Raw genomic sequence first — 324 nt, 5'->3', positions numbered from 1 at the left:
GCAGGCGACCTCGCAGATGTCGCCGGAGCGGTTAGAGGTCCTCGAAGCCCGCGTAGCCGTCCGCGTGCATCCAGCCATGATAGCCGGCGAGATGACCCCTCGGATGCTGGCCCTTTCGATCGGGCGAGAACTGATACCAGCTGGCAGGCGCGGCGGTGCCGCCCCAAGGCCGCTCATCGCGGCCATAGGCCCAGAGCCGCGCCGTGGCGGTCTTGCCGGTGCCGGGTGCCAGCATCTTCACGGGCGTATCGTCTGCGAAGATCGCCTGTCCGGCCAGCACGTGCCGACCGATCGCGTCCGCCAGCGGCTCCAGCAACGCCGTCG

The 324-nt window shown here is 69.8% G+C and carries 1 pseudogene; it reads right to left on the bottom strand.

The features are described 5' to 3' along the window. Positions 1-34: 34 nt before the first annotated feature. Positions 35-324 (bottom strand): annotated as a pseudogene (locus Q1B08_RS21825) (transposase); the annotation flags it as partial.

The sequence above is a fragment of the uncultured Jannaschia sp. genome, from assembly GCF_947494025.1.
Lineage (GTDB): Bacteria > Pseudomonadota > Alphaproteobacteria > Rhodobacterales > Rhodobacteraceae > Jannaschia.
The sequence above is the reverse complement of the archived record's forward strand: the minus strand, read 5'-3'. Positions and strand labels throughout refer to the sequence as shown.